Consider the following 16,783-nt stretch of genomic DNA (forward strand, 5'->3'; position numbering starts at 1 on the left):
GGGCTTCTAGTGTGCACGGGTGCGCCTGAGCGAAGCCTCACAGCGAACCTCGCCGTCAGTGGCTTCCAGCAAGATTTGATCCACCAATTGAAAGGGCAGCATGAAACACGGGCTAAGTCTGTCCCGTAAGGCGTTCCCCAGTGACACGTCACGGCCACTCTGTGAGGTTCGAGGGTGTGGCCCCATTTCTGTGTCCGTAGAGGTCCCGCTTGCGGTGATGAGAGCTTTCGCAGGTGCCCGTGCGGTCAGCGAGGAAGCTGGACGAACACGTCACTTAGCCCACCGTTCAAGAGATGTGGACGCCCAACCTTCCAGCCAGGCCGCTTGCGCACAGCTTGATCGCGAACTGTGCCTTGGAGAGGGGCCCAGCGCCTCGTGCCTTACTGGCTCCGCCCGGGCTAATCTCTGAAGCATGACTTCCAGCCCAACACTCCGGTTCGCACTCGTCCAGTGAGGAAGGAGATGCGCGAGGCGCGAGGGAACGGGACAGGATGGGCGATCTCACCGACACTGTATTGGCGGCTGTTCCGGTTTTCGCCCCTGATCATGCTCATTGGTATGGCAGCGGGTGGCGTGCTGATCATCCGCTCCATTCTGGTCTGGGGAGTGGAGGACGAAGGCTACTCGTTCGGTCTCGACATCCCGATCTCCGGGGCGGTGCTCGTGCTTTGGGCGGCTGCGGCAACGTTGCTGCTGGTGCCGCCGCCTGCTATCCGGGCCCGGACTGCTAACGGCTCGGGCTCGGGCTCCGCGTTGGTTTGGCCCCTCGGGCGACGCTTCCGGGTCTGGAACGTCGTTGCGGTTCCGTTCTGCGGAGTGCTGGTGGCAATGGCACTGTTCCTGATTCCCTCGGCGCTGGGCTGGGATTCCACTGCCCCGACGGATGTGTGGATCGCGCTCCCGATCGCGGTCCTGATGACTGCGTTCGTGGCAGCGTTCAATTGGATGATTCTGCGCAGTCCGCTACATGGGGTGGAGCTGACGCCGACGCACCTGATCGCGCGCGGTTACTTCTGGTCCCGCCGATACTCGCGTCTATCGATCGTCTCCGTCAACGCGGTCCAGCTGCGGTGGTGGCCAAGCTTGGTGCTCACCATGCTTATGAACCGCGATGTGGATTACACGGTAGAACTGACCCTCGACGACGGCCGCCAGCCATTACTGCTGGCCAGCAACTCGAACGAAAGAGACGTCGAGATCGGCGCGGAGATCATTCGCGCCTGGCGCATTGCTGCTCCCTCAGCTCAAATCTCGGCCGGTTCCTGAGAGGCCCATCCCGCGCAGCAGGACTCCTACTCCAAGGCGGTATGGGACGAGTATCTCGACGCTTGACCCGTTAGACGTCCGACTTGAGGGCAGGCGCCCCAACTAGCAACTTTAGGTCCACGAATCAATCTTCGGCTCCCGGTCCACTGCTCGAACTGGGGGTACCCTACGACTCGGTGAGCGCTGGGGACGGCCAGTATGTTCTGGTGTTACGGCTCTTTGGCCGGCGATTTCGCTTGACCTCTCAAGGAGAGCTGTGAGACTTTCAGCCCGTTCGTTCTTTCGTCCTGCCCTCGTGGCCCTGGTGTCATTGGCGTTGGTCGGCGGGTCTGTAACACCCGCGACGTCCGCTGAGAGATCCGAAGACGGGGTTGAGCCGGTGCCATCGGTCGCTGCCTCCGAGGGAACAACTCCCTCGCAGGTCATTGATGTGAACGACCCGTTGCCGCCAGAGTCGGCGATTGTGGACCAGGACATGTTCAGAACACGTTCGACGTCGGCGACGGGGTGAAGCTGGTTCAGTTGTCGCAGGAACCGTTGAACATGGAGGTTAACGGTGAGTGGGAAGAAATCCAGACCGCAGTTGACGGCGTGGGTGCCTGGTCCGTCTTCGGTATCGGTGGGGGAGAGGTCAAACAGCATCCGCTGCACCCAAGGTTCGCCGAAACGGCGAGCGACGCGGGTGTGCTGAGCCTGTCCAAGGGCGGCTACGACGTGTCATTTTCGCTTGTCGACGCTTCCGACGCGAAGCTGTCCCGCAACCTTCTACCGTGGGGCGAACACTCTCAGGTCGAGTACCCGGGGGTATTCGAAGATACGGATTTGCTTTTCGACGTCACAACCGGCGGTGTCAAAGAGCTGTTCGAGCTGCATGGAGCGCCGGGTTCCGATGGGCGTGCGAGCTGGGAATGGCTAATCGACACCGATGGTCTCGACATGGTCGTGACCGATGAGGGAATGATCGAGCTGCGCGAGGCGGATGGGTCTCCGCTGATGGTAATCCCGGCACCGCACATGTGGGATTCCGCGGGTGACGGCCAGGAACGGGAGAACGCGACCCGCAACGTCGGTGCCGAGGTGGAGCGCGACGGTGACCGGTGGCGGCTGACGTTGAATGCCAGCCGTACTTGGCTCAATGAAAAGGACCGCGTGTACCCCGTATTCGTTGACCCGGAAGGAACGTACGGTAGCTCAGACGTTAAGACGTTCAAGTCGAACGGGCAGGCCAACTCCTGGTATGGCGTGCAGGTCGGCAACACGAGCAACGGGATCTGGCGAACCTCAGCGCTGGTCAACTATCCAGCAGTGTTCGGCAAGCAGGTGTTGGACGTTGCGTTGGACTTCGGTGGTTTCGCAAGTGACTCGTCCACCGCGACCCGCACCAACTACGTTCACGTCGGCACGTCCGTCAGCTACGGCGGCTATGGCGCAGTCCTCAGCCCCTTCGTAATCGGTACCGGCAATGCAACCGCTCACGATTCACGCCTGTCAAGGCAAGTGTCGGACTGGGTAAACGCCCGGACGACCGGAAAATACTTCGCAATGCGCGGGGTGGAGAACTCGGAGTTCACCTACAAGCGCATGGAGTCGCTCTACACGCGAATCCTCTACAAGGACTTCCCAACCGCCGGATCGCCCTCCACACCACTAAATGGAACGGTCGTCGGTCAGACTCCACTGCTGACATCGGCAGGAGCGACGTCTGCCGGCGGTTACCCGGTGACATGGCGGTTCAAAGTCGGCACCACGTCGAACGTCGACGCGTCAAAGGTATGGGAATCCGGCTGGGTTGGCACAACCGGTATTGGGAAGTCCGAGGCACGGGTCCCTGTCGGCAAGTTGAACCCGGACACCACCTATTACTGGAAAGTTGAGATTCACGACACCGCTGACGGAGTCTTGGGAACCTCGACAGTGCGATCCTCGGCGGTCGCGAACTTCAAAACGAACAAGCCCGGTCTGCCCGCCCAAGCAACGGCGACCCCAGCGAATGATGCTGAGGTTGGCACGACTCAGCCGACGTTCACAACCGGAACTGTCACCGACAAGGCGGGCCAGCCGGTGAAGTATAGGTTCGAGGTGACAGCAGCCGATGGGTCGGACGCAACGACCTCCTCCGACTGGCTGGATGCGCCGACGTGGGCCCCGCCTGTCGGCGCCCTCCAGGACGGCGGTTCATACGTGTGGACGGTATATACGAAGGATGGTGTTGAGGAATACGGCGGGAAGTGGTCTAACAACCTTTCGGTCAACTTGGCGCCGTTGATCGCCTGTCCAGCCCCGTTTGAGAACGAAAGCTGGACAGCGCCCACTGTCACTCCAATTGCGTGCACGATCAGTGTCTCAGCGTCGGCGGGCGAGATGCTGTCATACATTGTGGACGACGATGATCTAGTGGAAGTCGCCTCTTCGGCCCCGGCTCCCACGTTCGCGACGGTGAATATCCCCGTCGCGAATGGCGAGCACCTGATTACGGCCACCCGTACAGACGTTGATGGCAACAAGTTCACGTCCACCTACCGATTCTCAACCGGCGACTGGACGCAAGCCACACTGTCTGGGCTCCCGGCAAACGGCAGCAGTGCCTCGGTGACCCCAGTTCTTGCTGTCTCAGTGGCCGCCGAAGATACCCACGTGTTACCCGACACGGCCGCCCGGCAGTACACGGTGAGCGCACAGCCTGACATGAGCAACCCTGTAGTGACGAGCGACCTCCTCGCCGACGCGTTCACAGTTCCTGATGGGCTCCTTTCGGCGGGTGAGACCTACTACTGGCAGGTTCACATCACCGGAGCCACTGACTATTACGGAACCACAGCCACCCTCAAATCCCCAATCTGGACTTTCATCGCTAGCGCCGACATTGTTGAAGGAGACCCCACGGCGGGTGAAGATCTGCTCGTCTCGGAGGGTTCGGTTCCCTATGTGGAAGAAGATGGTGATGACACGGAAGTCGGCCTTCGCGGATTCAAGTACGGACCATGCCTGTTCGAAGTACAGCACCCCCACGCACGCAGCTCTACGGGGAAGGAAACGGTCGGCGCAAAAGGCTATACCTGGTGTGACAAAGGCAAGAAGGTCAAGGTCATCACGACCGTTCTCATGCACTATATGTTCTGGCACTGGACACTGAGCAAGGGCGGCCCAGTGACCGAATCAAGCGGAACGTACGTGAACACGTTCAAGACGAAAAATTTGTCCGTTCCCTGCGTGGGAAAAACAAAGACATGGTGGATTGCTTCTGCGCGATCTCAGATCACATATAACGGAAAACAGTACTTCGTGCAGGGAATTTCGAAACACCGGGAAATCCCGTGCGGAGCGTGAAGCCAGTGCGTCCGACCAAATGGGAGTATTTCGTCGGCGCACTGTGTGACGATGTGGACCTGGAGTGCGCGTCGGATCGGCAATTCTGGGAGAAGAACCCGCCGGAGGAGGCGCAACTGTGGCGCGCCTTGTGGAGTGCCGCAAACGCGACGCACTATTTCCATCAGTCGACGCCACACCCGCCGTTTGAACCGTCGTCCGCTGTGCCCGACGTTGTGCGCTCCGTTCTCGAGAACTGCGACAGCACCGTGTGGTGGGATACCCCGATTGACCGAGTCGATCAACGCATTGTTGAGTGGCTTGAGGACGACCCCACGCCACTAGGACAGGGCGGCTTGTCCGAAGCTCTCAGCGAATGGACGCTTCGAGCCAGCCAAGAAGGCGGGGACGGGCCGTGGTGGTCGGCACCTTTAGGGCCCTCTGTGATCCGCACATCACGGTCAACGCCCTTCGCGCCGGCCGTTCATCTCGTCGCCGACGAGGACGACATGGGACGCAACCGCGCCCGGATCCATGTGGCCTCACCTATTCCTTCAGATGCGCGCATCTACGAAATCTCGTCCGCGTCCGATTGGGTCGCATTGGTTGACTCCGCGCCATTGGACGTTTCGATCTCCCGAGACGAGAACTGGGGCGAAAGGGCACCAATTTACCAGCCGTTCCCTCTTCCTGCCTTACGGAGTAAACGCCCCGCCACCACCTGGTGGCTTCCGAACTGGGCCAAGCTCGCGTCTGAATACGATGGCATCCATCTCACCACCTGGGCCTACCTTGACCTCTCAGGAATTCCGATCCCAGCAAGAACGGGCAACACGATGATCGCTGGATGGAGCCCAGACGAAACTGTTTGGCTCAATCAGATGCCTGCCAAAATAGCTTCGACTTTTGATATCGCTCGCCTCGACGACGCCACGTGGACGCCCAACCCGATGTGATTGCGGAAAGGCGTGTTCCCTCCTGCCGATCCATTTCGGCGACCCACTGATGGGCCCCCAGGAGCGCCGAGGAAAACGCCGCCACCGCCAGAATAAACTGATCGCGATGATCGCGCTGGGTGTTCCACTGAGCGTTTGAAGAGGGACGTCCTGTAGATGGGCTCGAAAGGTTTTCGTCCCGCTAAGAGGACCACCCAAAACGAGGTACGAATGTGCCAAAGCACCGCAAGGCCTCCCGTGATGTTAGAACGACCCCCACAACCTTCCCGCTGAGGGTTCCGGTTGAGGGTTGGCGACGGGAATACCTTGCACAATCGAACGCCCGTGGACTTTGCGAGGCGACATTTCGCATCGACTTCGAGGCCTACTACCAGTAGATTGCGTTGATCTCCGTGTCCAATAGATCCCCGCTCTTCTTCGCCGAATCGGTCGTTGGGTACTGCAACTCTGACACTGAAGACGGACGGAAGAACAAAGGCAAACCCGCTGAATCACGTGCGGCACCCCGGAGCTCCGCGTCTCTCTCTGGAGTCACAGTCCCGGCGAGATTCGTGGCCGCTCTCTCTGCCGCGTTGCGAAGAAGCTACGCGCTCAACCGATCTGTACTACAAGACTTTCACGCCGATGGGCGACCCAAGAGCATCGTTCGCTAGCCGGCCGCTGAAGACCGGCATCCGAAGTCACCACTTGTCGGCTATGGTCTGCTCAAGAGCGCTGATCACGGCCTCGGGGTGCGTCTGAAGGTGGTCCATTGGCCGCTGGTCGTCATCGAATCGACTGTTGGGAGCGTTCAGCCATCCACGAAGGTCCTCGGAATCCCAGCCTTCCCGGCGTGAGATTCGGACGAGATCTCGGAGTGTTGAATCCGATCGTCCGCGGTTGAATAGGTTCACGGTCACCTCCTGATGCCTCAGCCTAAGCGCCTGAATCGTTGGGGGCCAGGGTCTCTGAGTCGGCAACGCCCTTTCTGGGATGCGGCAGCGTTCGCACGTGCGGGTGCACCGACTGAAGGCCGCCCGGCTCGTCGTCGATGACTGTTCCTGTTGAGGGTCCCCGCAGAGGGTTCCGTTGAGCGATCGCATCAAGGCAAGACGCTCAGACGAAGGTGCGCTCCCGGCCCGTCAATCGAGGCCCGAGAAGGGAAAGCGATCCGTCCTCAAAGATCACGCCAATCAGGGTGCCGTTGCGAGCGACCGCGTACGCGTTCGGAGCCTCGAGGCTTCCAGCTAGCGGGACACCGTCCAGTCTTGACCGCGCCTACCGGCGCAGCGGTTCGACGATTCTCGCGAACGCGGCCGGGCTAGAGGTCAGAGGTCGCCGAGAAGCCCAGAGACGGTTTCGAGGGCGTGCGGCGCGAGGCTGTAGTACGCCCAGGTTCCGCGCTTCTCACGGTTGAGGTAGCCCGCACTGACGAGCACCTTGAGGTGGTGCGACACGGTGGGCTGGCTCAGGCCGAGCGGCTCGGTGAGATCACAGACGCATGCCTCGGCATCCTCGTGCGAGGCGACAATGGATAGCAGCCTCAGACGCGCCGGGTCAGCCAATGCCTTCAGGGAGCGGGCAAGCTTTTCCGCTCCGTCGGCCTTCATCGGCTCTCGCGTTATCGGCGCACAGCAGTCGTTGAGGTCAGTGATCGGCAACAGCTCCGTTAACGACATGTGGACAGCCTCCGCTTATATTGACAATCGTCAATGCAATAGTCAGAATGTGTATCGACAGTGATCAATCTATCACCGATACCCACGGAGCTGAATGTCGACGCCTGACCCCGCCAACCCACAGCCCGCAAGACTTGGAGCGACTGACCGACTTCTGCCGGTCTGGATTCTCGCCGCGATGGCCCTCGGGCTGGCTCTAGCCGTCTTTATTCCGGCATTCGGTGAGGCATTGCACAGCTTCTCGATCGGATCGGTCAGTGTTCCGATCGCTATCGGGTTGCTCGTGATGATGTACCCGGTGCTCGCAAAGGTCCGGTACTCCGATGCTCGTGCTATCGCCGGCGATCGCAAGCTCCTGATTTCGTCGCTGGTGATGAATTGGCTTCTCGGACCCGCCCTGATGTTCGCCCTGGCGTGGGCGTTCCTTCCGGATCTGCCGGAGTATCGGACCGGTCTCATCATCGTCGGCCTTGCCCGGTGTATCGCGATGGTGCTCATCTGGAACGACCTCGCTTGCGGGGACCGTGAAGCCGCAGCGTTCCTCGTCGCCGTGAACTCGGTGTTCCAGGTCATCGCGTTCTCGGCCCTCGGCTGGTTCTACCTTCAGATTCTTCCGACATGGCTGGGCCTGCCAACCACGAGCGCATCGTTCTCGATCTGGGCGATCACCCTCAGCGTGCTTGTGTTCCTTGGCATCCCGTTGCTCGCCGGGTACCTCTCCCGGAAAATCGGCGAGAGAACCCGTGGTCGGGCCTGGTACGAAGACGCTTTCCTCCCGAAGGTCGGCCCGTTCGCCCTTTATGGGCTGCTGTTTACGATCGTGATGTTGTTCGCCCTTCAAGGCCAGCAGGTGATCGACCGACCGCTCGACGTCGTGCGAATCGCTGTTCCCCTCCTGGTGTACTTCACGGCCACTTTCTTCATCGGCTTCGTCCTCGGCAAGCTGATCGGGCTGTCGTATGAACGCACGACGACGCTGGCGTTCACGGCAGCAGGAAACAACTTCGAGCTCGCGATCGCCGTCGCGATCGGCACCTTCGGGGCGACCAGCGGCCAGGCCCTCGCCGGGATCGTCGGCCCGCTGATCGAAGTACCCGTCCTTGTCGCGCTGGTTTACGTCGCGCTGTGGCTCCGCCCACGCATGTTCCCCGTTGTTTCCCCGGCCAGCGTAGAATCCGAGCTCCCGGTCACGGACCGGGTCTAAATCCCACCCCGAAAGAGAGAGAATCCGATGAGTGCGAAACCGTCCGTCCTGTTTGTCTGCGTTCACAACGCCGGCCGTTCCCAGATGGCCGCCGGCTACATGACCGCTCTGTCAGGCGGACAAGTCGAGGTGCTGTCTGCGGGCTCAGAACCGAAAGACCAGATCAACCCGATCGCTGTCGAAGCCATGGCCGAAGAGGGCATCGACATCGCCAACAACACTCCGAAGATCCTCACCACCGAAGCGGTGAAAGACTCCGACGTCGTCATCACCATGGGCTGCGGTGACACCTGCCCGATCTTCCCCGGCAAGCGTTACGAAGACTGGGAACTCGAAGACCCCGCAGGCCAGGGCATCGAATCGGTCCGCCCCATCCGTGACGACATCAAGGCTCGCATCGAGCAGCTGCTGTCCGAGATCCTCCCGGCGAAGGCGTAGACGCATCATGCTTGACGTGAGCTCCCGCCGTGGTCTGCCTGGGCTGACCTACCCCGAAGAACACCTCCGACGACTCGCCGTTGACCTGTCCGACAAGTTCGCCGGGGTCTTCAATCAAGAGACGGTGGAGCGCTACGTTCTCGAGTCGTATACGGCGCTTCTGCGCACGGCAACCGTCAAGGCGCACCTGGCGACGAACACTGTCCACTTCGCGACGGACCGCCTGACCGCGCTCGCCCAGGCAAAAGGTGCATTCGACCACTCGGTTCCCGAAGTGCTCTTCGTGTGCGAACAGAACGCCGGACGCAGTCAGATGGCCGCTGTGCTCACGCAGGCGCTGAGTGGCGGTGCCGTTCACGTTCGGTCGGCGGGCTCTGCACCCGCTCGGGAACTCAGCAGCACCGTCGTCGCGGCGATGGCTGAGATCGGACTGGACCTCGACGAGGCCTTCCCCAAGCCCCTCACCGACGACGTGGTACAGGCCGCAGACGTGGTCATCACGATGGGATGCGGAGACGCCTGCCCCATCTACCCGGGCAAGCGTTACCAGGACTGGGAACTCATCGACCCGGCAGGCCAGCCCATCGAGGTGGTTCGCGAGATCCGGGACCAGATCAAATCCAACGTCGAAGGCATGCTCGCCTCGCTCGCCGTCACCCCGAAGGAACAAGTGTGACTATCGAAAACGTCGTCGTCGTCGGGTCGGGCCCTGCTGGCTATACAGCAGCCATCTATCTGGCGCGGGCGGGCCTGAGCCCTCTCGTGCTGACGAGCTCTGTAGAGGCGGGCGGTGCCCTCGTGAACACCACAGAGGTCGAGAACTTCCCGGGCTTCCCCGACGGCATCATGGGTCCGGAACTGATGGAGAACATGCGACAGCAGGCCGAGCGCTTCGGAGCTCGCGTGGTTTACGACGACGCCGTCAAGCTTGACCTAGATGGAGACGTGAAAACGATCGCAACAGGGTATGGCACCACGTTTTCGGCGCATGCCGTCGTCTTGGCCATGGGCTCCGCCTACCGCAAGCTTGGCATCGAAGGCGAACAACGCCTCACTGGTCGAGGTGTCTCCTGGTGCGCAACTTGTGACGGGTTCTTCTTCCGCAATCAGGACATCGTCGTCGTCGGCGGCGGAGACTCCGCTCTCGAAGAAGCAATGTTCCTTACCCGGTTCGCCAACACGGTCACCCTTATCCACCGCCGGGACAGTCTTCGCGCATCCAAGATCATGCAAGAACGAGCCTTCGCGAATCCGAAAATCATTACGCGATGGAACAGCGAAGTGGTTGAAGCGCATGGCGACGAGAAGATGACGGGGCTGACGGTCCGTGACACTGTTTCCGGTGAACTGTCCGAGCTAAATGCCACCGGCCTATTTATCGCGATCGGTCACGACCCTCGAAGCGAACTCGTGCTCGGACAGGTCACCGTCGACGACGAGAACTACGTCATCGTCGACCACCCCACCACCCACACCAACCTGACCGGTGTCTTCGCCTGTGGGGACTTGGTCGATCACCGCTATCGCCAGGCCATCACCGCGGCAGGAACGGGCTGCTCCGCAGCTGCCGACGCCGAGCACTATCTAGCCGTGAGCGGACTCGCCAGCTACCCGCAGCAGGAAACAGCGGTACTCGACGACGCCGTCGCCCGCTAGAAGGAAGAGAGACGAACCATGACCCTCGCACAACTGCCAACGCTGACTGCCCCCTCGTCCCGCAAGCTCGACGGTCTACCGGTCGCGATCATCGGTGCAGGACCCGTCGGTCTAGCTGCTGCGGCCCAACTACTCGAGCGTGGCGTTGACGTCATCGTCTTCGAGGCTGGGACGTCTGCCGGAGCATCCGTCGCGGCCTGGGGCCACACGCGACTGTTCTCACCCTGGGAGTACCTCGTCGACGAAGCAGCCGGCCGGCTCCTCGACAAGACCGACTGGCAAGCGCCTGCCGCCAAGAAGCTGCCGTTTGGTCGCGAACTCGTCGACGACTACCTGCTCCCCTTGGCTGCAACCCCGGAACTGGCCCCACGCATCCGGTATTCGAGCACCGTCACCGATGTAAGCCGTCAGGGCATGGACCGCACTCGCTCCGCCGGCCGCGGAAGTACCCCCTTCCTTCTCCGTGTCCAGAGCGCAGGAGCAACCTTCGAACAGTTCGCTCGCGCCGTGATCGACGCATCAGGTACCTACAGCACGCCGAACGGGCTCACCGCTAGCGGGCTCCCACCGATCGACCCGGACAGCATCCGAAAGAACGTCACGCATGCGCTTCCCGACGTTCTCGGCGCAGATAGAGGGCTCTTCGCCGGCAAGCACACGCTCGTTGTTGGGGCAGGTCACTCAGCGGCTAATACGCTGCTGAAACTCGCCGTGCTTGCTCGAGAAGACGACCGCACCTCGATCACCTGGGCGATCCGCGGTGCGAGCCCCGTGCGGGCGTACGGATCGACGAATGACGAACTCGAAGCACGTGGTCAACTAGGCGATTCTGTCCACGATCTCGTTCGCCGCGGTCAGGTGGCCTTGGTTGATCGATTCGAGATCGATGATCTCCGGCCAGCAACGGATGATCGCGTCCAGGTGCGCGGACGCCGTCGTGGCGAGACCTCGATCATCGAGGCCGACCAGGTCGTCAACGCCACCGGTTTCCGACCGAACCTCGAGATGCTGCGCGAGATCCGCCTGTCGCTCGACGAGATCGTCGAGGCACCGCGCGCCCTCGCACCACTGATCGACCCGAACATGCACAGCTGCGGGACCGTGTATCCGCACGGAGTTGCAGAACTCGCACACCCGGAACCCAACTTCTACATCGCGGGAATGAAGAGCTACGGCCGGGCGCCGACGTTCCTTCTCCTCACCGGTTACGAGCAGGTCCGGTCGATTGCTGATGAGCTTGCCGGCAACCATGGTGCCGCCCGCCAGGTTCAACTCGTTCTACCCGAGACCGGTGTCTGTTCCACCGCAGCACCCACGGAGAACGGCGAGTCGAGCCCGGAAGCCTCAGGCTCTGCCTGCTGCCGGTAGAAACGCTCATGGCTGGCCGGACCGCCCCTGTTCACTCACGTGGAATAGAATCCCGCACATGGCCTCTCCTGCACGCGAGTTCGACACAGCCGGAGCTTCAAGCGCCCCAGCTGGCTCGCTCGGTCGCGACGAGGCGGAAACTCTTGCCCGGACGCTCCGGGCTGTCGCTGATCCCACACGTCTTCAAGTGCTCAGCATCATTTCTCACAGCCCGGACGGAGAAATCACCGTCGGTGACCTGGCGCAGCATCTGGGACTCAGACAGCCTACGGTCAGCCATCATCTGCGCATCATGGTCGGTGACGGTCTCTTGGCCCGCGATCAGCGTGGCCGAAACGCCTGGTATTCAATCGTCGAATCTCGCCGCGCCGACATCGCCGATCTCATTCGCTAGGCAGGCGCTGTGAACGACTATCCACGTCGTCCACTGACCATGGACCCGACCACCGCCGCGGCCCGTGCACAACAGGTGGCGGCGCTGGCCAACCCTGATCGCTTGCGCCTCCTGAGCTCGCTCGTCACCGACCCGGAATCCACGCACACCTCCGCAAGCCTGGCCGAGCTGCTAGACGAATCAGTCGCGGCCATCGACGGCCATCTCGCCGAGCTTCTCGCTGCCGGGTTGGTCGAGATCGGCCCGGGGGGTGCCGGTCCGACATTCCGCCCCTCTCCCGACGCGTGGGTGCGCTTTGGTCGGCTGCTGAGGGGAAAGTCGGGCTATCAGGAGCCTGTCGCGACCGGCGCCGCGTCGCCGCCACCCGGTGAGTTGCCTCCCGTGATCCTGAAGATCGCCGAGCGCCTCGCGTATCGGTTCAGCAGCCACTTCTCCCGCGAGACCGTGACCCGCTACGTTGCCGAAAGCTATGCGCTACTGAGCGAGCGGGCGACCGTCACCCGTCACCTTCCATCGCTAACCAGTCGATTCGCTACCGACAGGCTGGGGGCGCTCGCGACCGCGAACGGATTCAACCTGACCGGGGCCCCTGAGGTTCTCTTCGTCTGCGTACAAAATTCCGGGCGCTCACAAATGGCAGCCGGGATTCTTCGCCAACTGGCCGGCGACCGGGCGAACGTGCGGACGGCAGGTTCACAACCCGCGACCCAGATCGACGAACGGATAGTGGACGCCCTCGATGAAATCGGAGTGCCGATCATCTCGGAATTTCCGAAGCCCCTCACCGATGAAGTTGTCCAGGCAGCGGATGTCGTCATCACCATGGGCTGCGGCGACGCCTGCCCGGTCTACCCCGGTCGACGATACTTGGACTGGGCTATCCCGGACCCACTTGAACTGTCGACAGAAGGCATCCGCGCCGTTCGCGACGAAATCCAGTCTCGCGTCGAGGGGCTATTGCGATCGCTCAACATCGCCGTTCGACCGAATTAGCCGCGCAACCGGTAGCCGAGTCCTCGCACGTTCTCCAGCACCGACGGTCCACCCGCAATACTCACGCCGTCGAGCTTCTTCCTCAGCCGAGTGAGGTGTACCCGCGTCGCCGCATCTGTGCTGTCTTCGTAGATGTTCGCAGCCTGGGTCAATTCTTCGACAGTCACCACTCGAGGATGATTTCTCATGAGGTAGCGCAGAAGCTCAAACTCGCGTGGCGTCACGTTGACGTCATTGCCGTCGACGGTGAGCCTGTGAGCTTGCGGGTCAAGCGTGAGCGGTCCGATCCGCATCGAGACTGTCGACGAATCAGCCGTGAACCCCATCTGACGTACCGCCATGGAGATCTGGTCAGCGTTGAACGGCAGCGCCAAAATCGATCGAGCTCCGGCCTCCAGCGCCTGGAATGCACGCTCCCCCGCTCCCGGTTCACTGCCCAGGCCGACGACCACTGGAATCTCGGTCCAGGTGACGACGGCGGTGACGAACCGGACAAGATCGATCTCTGCCATATCCGTCGGGGCCACGACGAGGGCAGGTTCGTCCTTCAACAGACCGATGAGAGCACCGGTGCCTTCTGAATAGGGCATGAGGTCGATGCCCCGTGAGAACAACGCCTCCGGGGCATCGCTGGTGATGACGGTGGCCGAATCGATCACCAGTACTCTTAGCGGCCATCTCAGAGTCGGCAGACCCATGTGGGTGGCACCAGCATGCGCATACGCAAACTCCGCCGCGGCCGAGTCCCCCCGTTTCGTCGGCCGAACCTGCGTCATCCGAAGCGCCCGGAGATGTAGTCCTCTGTGCGCTGATCACGCGGGTCTTCGAAGATCTGCGTCGTTCTTCCGAATTCCACCAGCACGCCGGTGCGGTCCCCGGTCCCCTTATCGGCCAGAGCGGTGAAGAACGCCGTCCGATCCGCGACCCGGGCTGCCTGCTGCATGTTGTGTGTCACGATGACGATTGTGTAGTCCTGACGGAGTTCCTGCATGAGGTCTTCGATCCGCATTGTCGCGATCGGGTCGAGGGCTGAACACGGTTCGTCCATCAGGATGACATCGGGCTTCACGGCGATCGTCCGAGCGATGCACAGACGTTGCTGCTGACCACCCGAGAGCCCGAATGCGGACTGCTTGAGCTTGTCCTTAACCTCGTCCCAGAGCACGGCTTTGGTGAGAGCCTCCTCGACCAGGTCGTCCATCGAATCCACCTTCATGCCGGTGACCCGCGGGCCGTATGCGATGTTGTCGTAGATCGACTTAGGGAAGGGGTTGGGCTTCTGGAACACCATTCCGATCCGGCGCCTGACTTCAATCGGGTCGACACCCTTGCGGTAGATGTCCTCACCCATGAAAAGAACATCACCGTCAACACGAGCGCCGTCAACGAGGTCGTTCATGCGGTTCAGCGATCGAAGGAGGGTCGACTTGCCACACCCGGACGGGCCGATGAGTGCAGTTATCTCGTTCCGCCCGAACTCAAGGTTGACTCCAGTCACCGCCCTGAATTTGCCGTAGTACACGTCGACGTCCTTACAGCTCATGACGCCGACAGGAACATCGGGGATCGAGCGTGCTCGTGCTTTGCGCTCGAGTTCGATGGCGAGCTCGTGGAGAGCTTCTGGTTCGTCGTCTCGGAGATCTTGGGTGGTCATTTCTGGCCTGTCTATAGAAGTCATGTGTCACCAACGTGTCTGGAAGTGGTTGCGGATATAGATCGCGATGCCGTTCATCACGACGAGGAGAACGAGCAGCACGATGCTGGTCGCTGCGGCGAGTTCGTGGAAGCCTTCCTGCGGGCGCCCGGTCCAGTTGAAGATCTGAATCGGCATGGTGGAGAAACCGCTGAGGAGTCCGTTGGGGTCAAAACTGACGAACACTAGCGCGCCTAGAAGCAGAAGGGGCGCCGCTTCGCCGATAGCCCGTGACAACGCCAGGATGGAGCCGGTGGCGATCCCGGGTACTGCCGAGGGGAGGACATTACGCCACACGGTTTGCCATTGGCTGGCTCCGAGAGCGAGTGATCCCTGCCGAATCTCTTCCGGCACCGACCGGATCGCCTCCCGTGTAGCGATGATGATGACGGGGAGGATAAGAAGGCTGAGAGCGAAGGCCCCGCCGATGACGATGTTCTTGTCCTGGACTCCGATTGCTGAGAGGAAAGCGAGGGCGAGCAAACCGTAGACGATCGATGGCACAGCGGCGAGGTTCTGCACGTTGAGTTCGATGAACCGGTTGTGCCACCGCTTCTTGTCCGCGAACTCCTCCAGATGAATCGCGGCCGCAACACCCAGAGGAATCGTAAGGACTGCCGTCGTTGCGATCACCCAGATCGATCCAAGAATCGCGGGCCGGGCTCCCGCCCGATCCGGGTCGGACGCCGGGTACTCCGTGAAGAGGGCCGGAGTCAGGCGCGCGAAACCTTCCAACAGGATGTTCGTGATCAACGTCATCAGGAAGAGGATCGCGATGACGAGGCTGAGCCACAGCAGAGTCATGAAGACGAGCGACTTCACTCCCCGTTCGCCCCGGCCTGACGAAGCCAAATCACTGGCTTTAAGAGTCTGAGTGCTGACCATCAGTAGGCCTCTCTGAATCTGCGGACGAACCGGATGCTGATTGCGTTGATGATGAGAGTGATCCCGAACAGCAGCAGACCGACGGCGAAGAGCGTGTCGTATTCGATCGATCCGACGCGGGAATCACCCAGGGCTGCGTTAGCGATGAACCCGGTCATCGTTTGTCCTTGCTCCAGGGGACCGGTGACGATCCGAGCCTGACTGCCAGCGGCGATCGCCACGATCATGGTCTCGCCGATGGCGCGCGAGATACCGAGGACGATGGCGGCGACGATTCCTGATAGTGCAGCCGGGAACACGACACGCATTGTGGTTTGCATCCTGTTGGCTCCCAGAGCGGCCGACCCCTGGCGAAGTGCAGACGGCACCGCGGACATTGCGTCTTCAGAGATCGAGGCGATCGTCGGTACGATCATGACGCCCATGACGAGACCCGCCGCGAGGACGCTGAACGCCCCGGTGTCCAGTTGCAACCAGTCGCGGAGAACGGTGGCCTGGACAAACTGAAGCGCGAAGAGGCCGTAGACCACTGTCGGGACGCCGGCGAGTATCTCGAGAATTGGCTTCAGTGTCTTGCGCGCTTTTGACGATGCATATTCGGCGAGGAGAATAGCCGCTCCGAGTCCCAGCGGTATGGCCACGAGAAGGGCAATCGTGGTCGTCCAGAGTGTTGCCGTGATGAGTGGGATGACACCGAAGGATGCCTCGGCGAACCGCGGAGCCCAGCGCGTACCGAAGAGAAACTCACCCACACTCACTTGGCTGAAGAAGCCTAGTGACGGGACAATAAGGGCGATCAGGATCCCCACCGTGATGACGACGGTGAGAATGGCGGCGATCCGAAGAACGAAGCGGATGACTTTTTCGCCATACCGAGGGCGTCCCGCGAACTGCGGAATGGCGGGGGGCCGGCCCACCCTTTCGGATGGACCGGCCTTCGTCGCTACGGAGCTCATTGTGTGCTTT

Annotated in this window: 15 protein-coding genes; 10 read left to right on the forward strand and 5 right to left on the reverse strand. The window is 61.4% G+C overall.

From position 1 onward, the window contains the following. The first annotated feature begins 558 nt into the window (after nucleotides 1–558). From D9V29_RS10100 to D9V29_RS10110, 3 genes are all read left to right on the forward strand, one after another. The gene (locus D9V29_RS10100; protein ID WP_147436259.1) at nucleotides 559–1,266 is read left to right on the forward strand and encodes a hypothetical protein; all 708 of its coding nucleotides are present in this window, start codon (nucleotides 559–561) and stop codon (nucleotides 1,264–1,266) included. 543 nt (nucleotides 1,267–1,809) lie between these two features. Next, a complete protein-coding gene (locus D9V29_RS10105) occupies nucleotides 1,810–4,593 on the forward strand; it encodes a hypothetical protein (protein WP_121673208.1) in 2,784 nt (927 codons plus the stop codon). Beyond that, on the forward strand, nucleotides 4,590–5,528 hold the full coding sequence (locus D9V29_RS10110) for a hypothetical protein (protein WP_147436260.1): 939 nt from the start codon (nucleotides 4,590–4,592) through the stop codon (nucleotides 5,526–5,528). The genes D9V29_RS10105 and D9V29_RS10110 overlap by 4 nt, the downstream gene beginning before the upstream one ends. A 1,307-nt stretch (nucleotides 5,529–6,835) precedes the next feature. Here the strand turns inward: D9V29_RS10110 and D9V29_RS10120 are convergent. Further along, nucleotides 6,836–7,186 carry an ArsR/SmtB family transcription factor gene (locus D9V29_RS10120; RefSeq protein WP_121673211.1) on the reverse strand — a complete coding sequence of 117 codons (351 nt, stop codon included), beginning with the start codon at nucleotides 7,184–7,186 and terminating at the stop codon, nucleotides 6,836–6,838. Between the two features lie 94 nt (nucleotides 7,187–7,280). On the opposite strand from D9V29_RS10120, the gene arsB reads away from it, so the two are divergent. Genes arsB through D9V29_RS10155 form a run of 7 tightly spaced genes read left to right on the forward strand, consistent with a single transcriptional unit; the run spans nucleotide 7,281 to nucleotide 13,239 of the window. Next, on the forward strand, nucleotides 7,281–8,390 hold the full coding sequence (arsB, locus tag D9V29_RS10125) for an ACR3 family arsenite efflux transporter (RefSeq protein ID WP_121673212.1): 1,110 nt from the start codon (nucleotides 7,281–7,283) through the stop codon (nucleotides 8,388–8,390). Between the two features lie 27 nt (nucleotides 8,391–8,417). Further along, the gene (locus tag D9V29_RS10130; protein ID WP_121673213.1) at nucleotides 8,418–8,828 is read left to right on the forward strand and encodes an arsenate reductase ArsC; all 411 of its coding nucleotides are present in this window, start codon (nucleotides 8,418–8,420) and stop codon (nucleotides 8,826–8,828) included. A gap of 7 nt (nucleotides 8,829–8,835) precedes the next feature. Beyond that, a complete protein-coding gene (locus D9V29_RS10135; RefSeq protein ID WP_229790519.1) occupies nucleotides 8,836–9,504 on the forward strand; it encodes an arsenate-mycothiol transferase ArsC in 669 nt (222 codons plus the stop codon). Next, nucleotides 9,501–10,484, forward strand: coding sequence for a thioredoxin-disulfide reductase (gene trxB / locus D9V29_RS10140; protein WP_229790520.1), 984 nt, complete (start codon nucleotides 9,501–9,503; stop codon nucleotides 10,482–10,484). Before D9V29_RS10135 ends, trxB begins: the two co-directional genes overlap by 4 nt. 18 nt (nucleotides 10,485–10,502) lie before the next feature. After that, complete coding sequence (locus D9V29_RS10145) at nucleotides 10,503–11,852, forward strand: FAD-dependent oxidoreductase (RefSeq protein WP_121673215.1); 1,350 nt, start codon at nucleotides 10,503–10,505, stop codon at nucleotides 11,850–11,852. 58 nt (nucleotides 11,853–11,910) lie between these two features. Next, on the forward strand, nucleotides 11,911–12,246 hold the full coding sequence (locus tag D9V29_RS10150; RefSeq protein ID WP_121673216.1) for an ArsR/SmtB family transcription factor: 336 nt from the start codon (nucleotides 11,911–11,913) through the stop codon (nucleotides 12,244–12,246). A 9-nt stretch (nucleotides 12,247–12,255) separates the two neighbouring features. Further along, on the forward strand, nucleotides 12,256–13,239 hold the full coding sequence (locus tag D9V29_RS10155) for an arsenate reductase/protein-tyrosine-phosphatase family protein (protein WP_229790522.1): 984 nt from the start codon (nucleotides 12,256–12,258) through the stop codon (nucleotides 13,237–13,239). Here D9V29_RS10155 and D9V29_RS10160 read toward each other — a convergent pair. The 4 genes from D9V29_RS10160 to pstC form a co-directional block, all read right to left on the reverse strand. Then, nucleotides 13,236–13,898, reverse strand: coding sequence for a winged helix-turn-helix transcriptional regulator (locus tag D9V29_RS10160; protein ID WP_183084976.1), 663 nt, complete (start codon nucleotides 13,896–13,898; stop codon nucleotides 13,236–13,238). The genes D9V29_RS10155 and D9V29_RS10160 overlap by 4 nt on opposite strands. Before the next feature lie 113 nt (nucleotides 13,899–14,011). Continuing rightward, nucleotides 14,012–14,782, reverse strand: coding sequence for a phosphate ABC transporter ATP-binding protein PstB (gene pstB / locus D9V29_RS10165; protein WP_121673258.1), 771 nt, complete (start codon nucleotides 14,780–14,782; stop codon nucleotides 14,012–14,014). Between the two features lie 138 nt (nucleotides 14,783–14,920). Beyond that, on the reverse strand, nucleotides 14,921–15,784 hold the full coding sequence (gene pstA / locus D9V29_RS10170; protein ID WP_229790523.1) for a phosphate ABC transporter permease PstA: 864 nt from the start codon (nucleotides 15,782–15,784) through the stop codon (nucleotides 14,921–14,923). A gap of 32 nt (nucleotides 15,785–15,816) precedes the next feature. Continuing rightward, the gene (pstC, locus tag D9V29_RS10175) at nucleotides 15,817–16,773 is read right to left on the reverse strand and encodes a phosphate ABC transporter permease subunit PstC (RefSeq protein WP_121673220.1); all 957 of its coding nucleotides are present in this window, start codon (nucleotides 16,771–16,773) and stop codon (nucleotides 15,817–15,819) included. Nucleotides 16,774–16,783: the final 10 nt, after the last annotated feature.

Origin of the sequence: Mycetocola manganoxydans (genome assembly GCF_003667545.1) — a bacterium.
Classification (GTDB): Bacteria; Actinomycetota; Actinomycetes; order Actinomycetales; family Microbacteriaceae; genus Mycetocola_A; species Mycetocola_A manganoxydans.

What these genes read in the sequence shown, in the direction of transcription:
- D9V29_RS10100 (WP_147436259.1), top strand. Translation starts at nt 559, where the DNA reads ATGGCAGCGGGTGGCGTGCTGATCATCCGCTCCATTCTGGTCTGGGGA.
- D9V29_RS10105 (WP_121673208.1), top strand. Translation starts at nt 1,810, where the DNA reads ATGGAGGTTAACGGTGAGTGGGAAGAAATCCAGACCGCAGTTGACGGC.
- D9V29_RS10120 (WP_121673211.1), bottom strand. Translation starts at nt 7,186, where the DNA reads ATGTCGTTAACGGAGCTGTTGCCGATCACTGACCTCAACGACTGCTGT.
- arsB (WP_121673212.1), top strand. Translation starts at nt 7,281, where the DNA reads ATGTCGACGCCTGACCCCGCCAACCCACAGCCCGCAAGACTTGGAGCG.
- D9V29_RS10130 (WP_121673213.1), top strand. Translation starts at nt 8,418, where the DNA reads ATGAGTGCGAAACCGTCCGTCCTGTTTGTCTGCGTTCACAACGCCGGC.
- D9V29_RS10135 (WP_229790519.1), top strand. Translation starts at nt 8,836, where the DNA reads ATGCTTGACGTGAGCTCCCGCCGTGGTCTGCCTGGGCTGACCTACCCC.
- D9V29_RS10145 (WP_121673215.1), top strand. Translation starts at nt 10,503, where the DNA reads ATGACCCTCGCACAACTGCCAACGCTGACTGCCCCCTCGTCCCGCAAG.
- D9V29_RS10150 (WP_121673216.1), top strand. Translation starts at nt 11,911, where the DNA reads ATGGCCTCTCCTGCACGCGAGTTCGACACAGCCGGAGCTTCAAGCGCC.
- pstB (WP_121673258.1), bottom strand. Translation starts at nt 14,782, where the DNA reads ATGAGCTGTAAGGACGTCGACGTGTACTACGGCAAATTCAGGGCGGTG.
- pstC (WP_121673220.1), bottom strand. Translation starts at nt 16,773, where the DNA reads ATGAGCTCCGTAGCGACGAAGGCCGGTCCATCCGAAAGGGTGGGCCGG.